Origin of the sequence: Kineosphaera limosa NBRC 100340 (assembly GCF_000298215.1) — a bacterium.
GTDB lineage: Bacteria > Actinomycetota > Actinomycetes > Actinomycetales > Dermatophilaceae > Kineosphaera > Kineosphaera limosa.
Map to the genome: position 1 here is coordinate 1 of NZ_BAHD01000124.1, position 6,786 is coordinate 6,786.

Annotated in this window: 9 protein-coding genes; 4 read left to right on the forward strand and 5 right to left on the reverse strand. The window is 69.8% G+C overall.

Translation table 11 applies throughout. From position 1 onward, the window contains the following. Positions 1 to 655 precede the first annotated feature (655 nt). The 3 genes from flgN to csrA all read left to right on the forward strand — a co-directional run bounded on the left by flgN (position 656) and on the right by csrA (position 2,097). Positions 656 to 1,174, forward strand: a complete 519-nt coding sequence (flgN, locus tag KILIM_RS21280) for a flagellar export chaperone FlgN (protein WP_006594830.1) — start codon at positions 656 to 658, stop codon at positions 1,172 to 1,174. A gap of 16 nt (positions 1,175 to 1,190) precedes the next feature. Further along, positions 1,191 to 1,601, forward strand: a complete 411-nt coding sequence (locus KILIM_RS21285; RefSeq protein ID WP_006594831.1) for a flagellar assembly protein FliW — start codon at positions 1,191 to 1,193, stop codon at positions 1,599 to 1,601. 127 nt (positions 1,602 to 1,728) lie between these two features. Then, the gene (gene csrA, locus KILIM_RS25565) at positions 1,729 to 2,097 is read left to right on the forward strand and encodes a carbon storage regulator CsrA (RefSeq protein ID WP_006594832.1); all 369 of its coding nucleotides are present in this window, start codon (positions 1,729 to 1,731) and stop codon (positions 2,095 to 2,097) included. A gap of 32 nt (positions 2,098 to 2,129) precedes the next feature. Here csrA and KILIM_RS22960 read toward each other — a convergent pair whose 3' ends face one another. After that, entirely contained in the window at positions 2,130 to 2,384 is a 255-nt protein-coding gene (locus KILIM_RS22960) for a BldC family transcriptional regulator (RefSeq protein WP_006594833.1), read from the reverse strand. Between the two features lie 347 nt (positions 2,385 to 2,731). On the opposite strand from KILIM_RS22960, the gene KILIM_RS21300 reads away from it, so the two are divergent. Next, positions 2,732 to 2,923 (forward strand): DUF3073 domain-containing protein, encoded by a 192-nt coding sequence (locus KILIM_RS21300; RefSeq protein WP_040564060.1) that lies wholly within the window; start codon positions 2,732 to 2,734, stop codon positions 2,921 to 2,923. 218 nt (positions 2,924 to 3,141) lie between these two features. Here KILIM_RS21300 and purM read toward each other — a convergent pair whose 3' ends face one another. The 4 genes from purM to KILIM_RS22965 form a co-directional block, all read right to left on the reverse strand. Beyond that, positions 3,142 to 4,296, reverse strand: coding sequence for a phosphoribosylformylglycinamidine cyclo-ligase (gene purM / locus KILIM_RS21305; RefSeq protein WP_006594835.1), 1,155 nt, complete (start codon positions 4,294 to 4,296; stop codon positions 3,142 to 3,144). Positions 4,297 to 4,395: 99 nt separating this feature from the next. Next, positions 4,396 to 5,886, reverse strand: a complete 1,491-nt coding sequence (gene purF / locus KILIM_RS21310; RefSeq protein WP_040564061.1) for an amidophosphoribosyltransferase — start codon at positions 5,884 to 5,886, stop codon at positions 4,396 to 4,398. Positions 5,887 to 5,959: 73 nt separating this feature from the next. Beyond that, on the reverse strand, positions 5,960 to 6,334 hold the full coding sequence (locus tag KILIM_RS21315; RefSeq protein WP_006594837.1) for a hypothetical protein: 375 nt from the start codon (positions 6,332 to 6,334) through the stop codon (positions 5,960 to 5,962). A 4-nt stretch (positions 6,335 to 6,338) separates the two neighbouring features. Then, on the reverse strand, positions 6,339 to 6,786 hold a 448-nt coding region (locus KILIM_RS22965; RefSeq protein WP_006594838.1), incomplete at its 5' end, for a sterol carrier family protein.

Consider the following 6,786-nt stretch of genomic DNA (forward strand, 5'->3'; position numbering starts at 1 on the left):
AGACCAAACCTAAGAATGGCCTAAGCCAACACCCAACGTAGGGCCACATCGTGAGACCCTGCAGGTCAGGGGCCCTTTTCGGGGTCACCTGGCCCTCGGCTTGGATACAACTGAAGCCAACCTGGGTATGCATCAGAACACATTGGACGACTGACTCACAAATGCCCTCTTCATGCACGTGAGAGGCTTTCTGAACTATCGTCCAATAGTCGCTCGACGAATCCGGACGATCGTCCGATAACAAACTTGTAATTTGCCTTCCGTGCCGGCCGTTCATCAGCCCAATGAACGTAATCCGGCAAGCACCAAACGAATTCGTTCACCTCACTCACGCTCGGCCGGCCTGCACGCAACGGCGACGAGTGGGCTCTTACCCGAGCGCGGCCCCGGCGAAGACGTCATCGCAAGACCACGCGAGGCGACCCCGGTGAGGGGCTCGCGACCAGATGTGGGGACAGGTGCCGACTAACGCCGCGGGCCGCGAGACGCTCGTCACATCGCCGTTACGCCCCTGTCGGCACCAAGCACCCAAGATCAACCAGAATCCGGGGGCGAATCTGTGGCCTGCCCCACGGATCACCCCTGATTACCGGGGGAACGCTCATGTGCCCCCGAGCGCGGACGATGAGGTGTCCGTGAACGAAGCGAGGTTTGCGTGAGCACAACAGCCCCCTCAGACGCCACCCTCACCGCCCTGTCCGGGTTATCGGCCGGCTTGTGGCGCATTCAGGAGCTCTTGGAGCTGCTGACCTACAAGCTGGAGGTTCAGCACGTCCTCATCGAGACCGGGCGGTCTCGTTGGATGGGCCGTTCCACCCGCGAGATCGAGGTCATCCTCCAAGAGATGCGTGAGGCGGAGCTGATGCGCGCCGTCGACGCCGGCCCCGTGTGCGATGCGCTGGGGCTGCCGCTGGACACCCCCTTGACCCAGATCGCAGAAGCGGCGCCGGCTCCCTGGAACCAGGTCCTTTCCGAGCATCGCGTCGCCCTCTCCAATGCCACCAACGAGCTGTCGCTCTTGAGCCGTTCGAACAGCGAAATGCTCGAGGCGAGCTACAAGGCGGTCCAGGAGACCCTCGACCGCTTCAACCACACGTCAGAAGGCGCGACGTACACCGCCACGGGGGCCCGCGAGAGCCGCCGTTCGCACCATCTGTTCGACCAGAAGAGCTGAGTGGGAGACCGACTACATGAGCGCAACCACCGAATCGTCGAAGGTGACGCAGGTCGACCTGACCCTGCCGATGGGCCTCGTGGGCTTTCCGCTGGCGCAGCGGTTCCGCCTCACCGAATCCGAGGGCGGCTTGTACGAGATGGACTGCCTCGACATCCCTGACATGGGCTTCGTCGTCGTGGCGCCCAGCCCGTACTTTCCCGAGTACTCGCCGATCATCGACCCCGAGACCGCGGCGCGGCTGGAGTTGGAGAGCGCGGACGACGCGCTCGTCCTCCTGCTCGTCAACCTCGGCAGCGAGGAGGAGCCGCCCGGCGCCAACCTGCTGGCCCCGGTCGTCGTCAACCGGCACACGAGGAGGGCGATGCAGGTAGTGCTCATCGATCAGGAGCTGCCCCTGCGCGCCACGTTCCCCACGGCCCGATAACGGAGCCCACCCGCGCACAGGCGCCGCCGACCGACCGGTCGGCGGCGCCTTCGGCTACGAATTACCTTGCCGCGCTAACCTATCCACAAATGTGGAGGTCCCACCCCCTCCTTCGAAAGGACCCTCCGTGCTGGTTCTCAGCCGCCGCCCGCAGCAAAGTCTGCTCATCGGCCATGACGTCATCGTCACCGTGCTCGAGGTCAACGGTGACACCGTGCGCATCGGGATCAAGGCCCCCCACGATGTCGACATCCACCGCGAAGAGATCTACCGCGACCTCCAACGCGCCAACCAGGACTCCACCGCCAAGCCCGGCTCCGCTGCCGCGCTGGCCAAGCGCATCCACGGCGCGGGTCCCCGCGAGCGGGGCGGCTCGGCCGCTCGAGCAGAGAAGACCGACCGGGGTGGCCCGGCCGACGGCGTGGGAGCAGCCGATCGCGCGACCAAGGCCGAGGAGGCCACCGCCGCGCAGGGTTCGAAGCCCGACCGGGCGTAGCTGTCAGCGAGCCCGCCGATCTGGCGTTCCGGTCAGAGCGCCTCGTCGTGCGGCACGGGCGGCGCGGCAGCCAACGGCTCGCCCTGGGCCTCGGCCAGCAGCGCGTGCACCTGGGAAGCCCGGTAGCGGCGGTGCCCGCCGAGGGTGCGCAACGAGGTGAGTTTGCCGGCGACGGCCCACCGGGTGACGGTCTTGGGGTCCACTCGGAACAATGCGGCCACCTCCGCGGGCGTCAGCAACTCATCGCTGTGAGCTGAGGGCGGTGCTGACGGGTTCTCGCGGTTCATTCGGTGGGCCTCTCGCGCATGATTTTTCAGCGTCGGGGTGGACGATCGGCGGATATATTACGGCAGGGCGCATAGCCCCTCTAAGTGCAGGGTACTCCGCGGCACGCTCGTGGACGGCAACGTTGCACAACGGCGCTGCGCCGCCGGCGAGCGGCCCGGCCCACGTGGTTCTCCGAGACCACGACAACCGCGACCTGGTGGCACTTCGAGGATCGAGCGCTCTCCTGTACCGTAGGTGCCACGAACATACGAGATTCCCGGAGCCGCTCCGTCTCGGCTTGACGACCCCAACAGGTCGTCTGGCCGGTGATGATGCCGCCCGGCAGATGCGTGAGGGGGTCGACGCCATGGGGCGCGGCCGAGCTAAGGCCAAGCAGACGAAGGTGGCTCGCGAGCTGAAGTACTTCAGCCCCGACACCGATTTACGCGCGCTTGAGCGAGAGCTACACGGACCTAGGGACAACGAGCCCAGGGCCGTCGAGCATGACGACTACGACGAGTACGACGACTACGACAAGTGGGCCGCCGGCGGCCGTTGACGGCCCGTCCTAGTTGACCGGCAGCCCCCTCGGACCCCCTCCCGGGCAGCCACGGTCGACGACACGGCACCCGACCCTGCGGTCGTGGTGCCGGTGCATGTTCTTCGGAGCATGTGGTCGTCGACCTCGTGCTGATTCGGGAGCACCCAGTCCGCGGGGGCTGTCGGCGCTCCTTTGCGGTCGTTCCCAGGGCTGCGGCGTGACCGGGCTCGGTCTGGTCAGGTTCGGTAGTCGCCCACGACGCGCACCGCGCCGCCGTCGACGCCCTTGGCACCCCGCACCACCGGCACGCCGTCGCTCTGATCACTGCGACCATTGCTGTCGCCGCCGTCGCGCCCGGTCTCCGAGGTCACCTCGCCGAGCTGCCACGCGGGTAGCCCCAGCGCGCCGGCCCGCTCGATGCACGTCTGCGCCTGCTCGGCGGGCAGCACGACCACGAAGCCGACGCCCATGTTGAGGGTGCGCTCCAAGTCGAACTGCGGCACGCCCCCGAGATCACCGACGACGGTGAAGACGGGAGCCGGGCACCAGGTCGAGCGGTCCAGGGTCGCCAGCAGCCCGGCGGGGAGCACGCGGGCCAGGTTCGCCGCCAGGCCGCCGCCGGTCACGTGGCTCAGCGCGTGCACGTCGAGGTCGGGGTCGCGCACGAGGGCGAGCAGGTCGGCGGAGTAGACGCGCGTGGGCTCCAGCAGCTCCTCCCCCAGGGTGCGGCCGAACTCCGGCACGTGCCGCTCCCACTCCCAGCCGGCGGCCGCCACGACCGCCCGCACCAGCGAATAGCCGTTGGAGTGCAGCCCCGAGGAGGCCAGCGCGATGACGGCGTCGCCCGCGCGCACCCGCTGCGGACCCAGCACGGCGTCGTGTTCGACAACACCGGTCGCGGCGCCCGCTACGTCGTACTCCTGCGGTCCCAGCAGCCCGGGGTGCTCGGCCGTCTCACCACCGACGAGCGCCACCCCCGCCACCTGGCACGCCTGGGCGATGCCGCCGACGATGGCGGCGATCCGCTCCGGGACGACCTTGCCACAGGCGATGTAGTCGGTCATGAACAGCGGCTCGGCGCCGCAGACGACGATGTCGTCGACGACCATGCCGACGAGGTCGAAGCCGATCGTGTCGTGACGGTCCAGCGCCTGGGCGATGGCGACCTTGGTGCCGACGCCGTCGGTGCTGGTCGCCAGCACCGGGCGGGCCATGCCGCGCAGCGCGGACGCGTCGAACATGCCGGCGAAGCCACCGAGCCCGCCGAGCACCTCGGGGCGAGTCGCGGCCCGCACCGACTCCTTCATGAACTCCACGGCCTTGTCGCCGGCCTCGACGTCGACCCCGGCCGAGGCGTACGTGATCGTTGGGCGGGGGGTGGGCTCGGCCATCGTCATCCTTCGATCGGGTGGTTGGTGTCGAAACAGTGGCGGCGGTGCGGGCCCGCGACTGCCGTGTGGTTCGGCGTCAGCGCGCCGGCCCGGCGGCGCTCAGGAGGTCGGGACGCTCGTCTCGTCGCGCGGCACCTCGAGGACGTTCTTGCGCAGGTCGCCCGCCTCGGGCAGCTCGATGGGGTAGGTGCCGGTGAAGCACGCCGTACACAGCTGATCCGGGCGCTGCCGGGTGGCCGCGATCATCCCCTCCTCGGAGATGTAGCCGAGGCTGTCGGCGCCGATCGAGCGGCACACCTCCGCGACGTCGAGGCCGGTGGCGATGAGTTCGGCCCGAGTCGCGAAGTCGATGCCGTAGAAGCACGGCCAGCGCACCGGCGGCGAGGAAATACGCACGTGCACCTCGACAGCCCCCGCCTCCCGCAGCATCCGCACCAGCGCCCGCTGGGTGTTGCCGCGCACGATCGAGTCGTCGACGACCACGAGTCGCTGGCCGTTGATCACCTCGCGCAGCGGGTTGAGCTTGAGCCGGATGCCGAGCTGGCGGATCGTCTGGTTCGGGGAGATGAACGTGCGGCCCACGTAGGCGTTCTTCACCAGGCCTGAGCCGTAGGGGATGCCGGATTCGGCCGCGTAGCCGATGGCACTGGGCGTGCCGGACTCCGGGGTCGGCATCACCATGTCGGCCTCGACCGGGTGCTCGCGGGCCAGCGCGCGCCCCATCTCGACCCGCGACTCGTAGACGCCGCGGCCGGCGATGGAGGTGTCGGGCCGAGCGAGGTAGACGTACTCGAACACGCAGCCCTTGCGGTCGGGCTCGGCGAAGCGCCGCGAGCGCAGCCCGTTCGGGTCGATCGCGATGAGCTCGCCCGGTTGGATCTCGCGGACGAAGCTGGCGCCGACGATGTCGAGGGCCGCGGTCTCGCTGGCGATGACCCAGCCGCGTTCGAGGCGGCCCAACACCAGCGGGCGGATGCCCTGCGGGTCGCGGGCCGCGTACAACGTGTGCTCGTCCATGAAGACGAACGTGAACGCTCCGCGCAGCTGCGGCAGCACCTGCAGCGCCCGCTCCTCCAGCGTGCCACTGGCGTCGGCGAAGAGGGCCGTGACGAGCGCGGTGTCGGTGGTGTTGCCGCGGCGCAGCTCCGGGTGGGCGGCGGCGCCACCCTCACCCTTCTCGATCTGCCGGCGCAGCTGCGCCGAGTTGATGAGGTTGCCGTTGTGCACCAGCGCGATCGTCGATTCCGCTGCGGCGCCGAGCGTCGGCTGGGCGTTCTCCCAGGTGCTGCCGCCGGTCGTGGAGTATCGGCAGTGGCCGATGGCCACGTGCCCGCTGAGCATGCCCAGGCTGGTCTCGTCGAAGACCTGGCTGACCAGGCCCATGTCCTTGTAGACCAGCAGCCGTTCGCCGTCGCTGGCCGCGATGCCCGCCGACTCCTGCCCGCGATGCTGTAGGGCGTACAACCCGAAGTACGTCAGTTTGGCGACCTCTTCGCCCGGGGCGTACACACCGAAGACCCCGCAGGCGTCCTGCGGCCCCTTCTCCCCCGGGAGCAGGTCGTGATTGAGCTGTCCATCACCACGCGCCACCCGGTCAGTCTTCCACATGTGGCCGGCGGCCCCTGCCGCGACGCTGGTCGCTGCGGGCGCAGGCCGTGCCGGGTCAGCGGCGGCGGTCGAGCACGAGCGCGACGACGGCTCCGAGCAGCGCACCGGCCATGGCGAACAACACCCCGATGTAGGAGAAGGTGGATGCCGGTGTGTAGATCGCCTCACCGGCGTCCGTGAGCTGCGCAGACGGGCCGAAGAGCTCGATCAGCCCACCGACGATGAACCCCAGAATCGCGCCCGTGATGAGGAACGCCGGGTAGTTGACCGAGCGGCGGATGCGCAGCCGGTCGCCCGGGCGGCCCAGCGGAGCCGGGCCCTCGGGGCGCTCGGGAGTGACCTGCGCCGCCGCGGTTTCGGGGGCCTCCGGGGCGTTGTCGGCGGCATCGGTCGCGGGGCGGCTGCGCGGATTCGGGTCGGCGGAGGTCACCTCGTCACTCTATGTGCTGGCCCTGCGCGCCTCCGGACCCTCCCGAGGCACCCTGGTTCAGGGGCAGCCAGGCCGCGAGCTCCGCCCGCTCGCCGCTGGCGCGCACGGCCCCAGAGGCGCACGCAGCCCCCCAGGTCAGGTCACCGACGGCCAGCCGGAGCCACGTCTGCGCGTCGGTCTCGACCACGTTCGGCGGAGTACCTCGGGTGTGCCGCGGGCCCTCGATGCACTGCACCGCCCCGAACGGCGGCACCCGCACCTCGACGCTGCGACCTGGAGCCCGCGCCGCCAACTCCTCCAGCGCGAAGCGCACCGCCATGGCGAGCACCGAGCGGGCGACGCCCCGGGGTTGGCCGGGCGCGCCCCCGTCCCGATCCCCGACCTGCCCCCCGGCCTGATCCGCGGCACTGTCGGCGGCACTGTCGGCGGCACTGTCGGCGGCACTGTCGGCG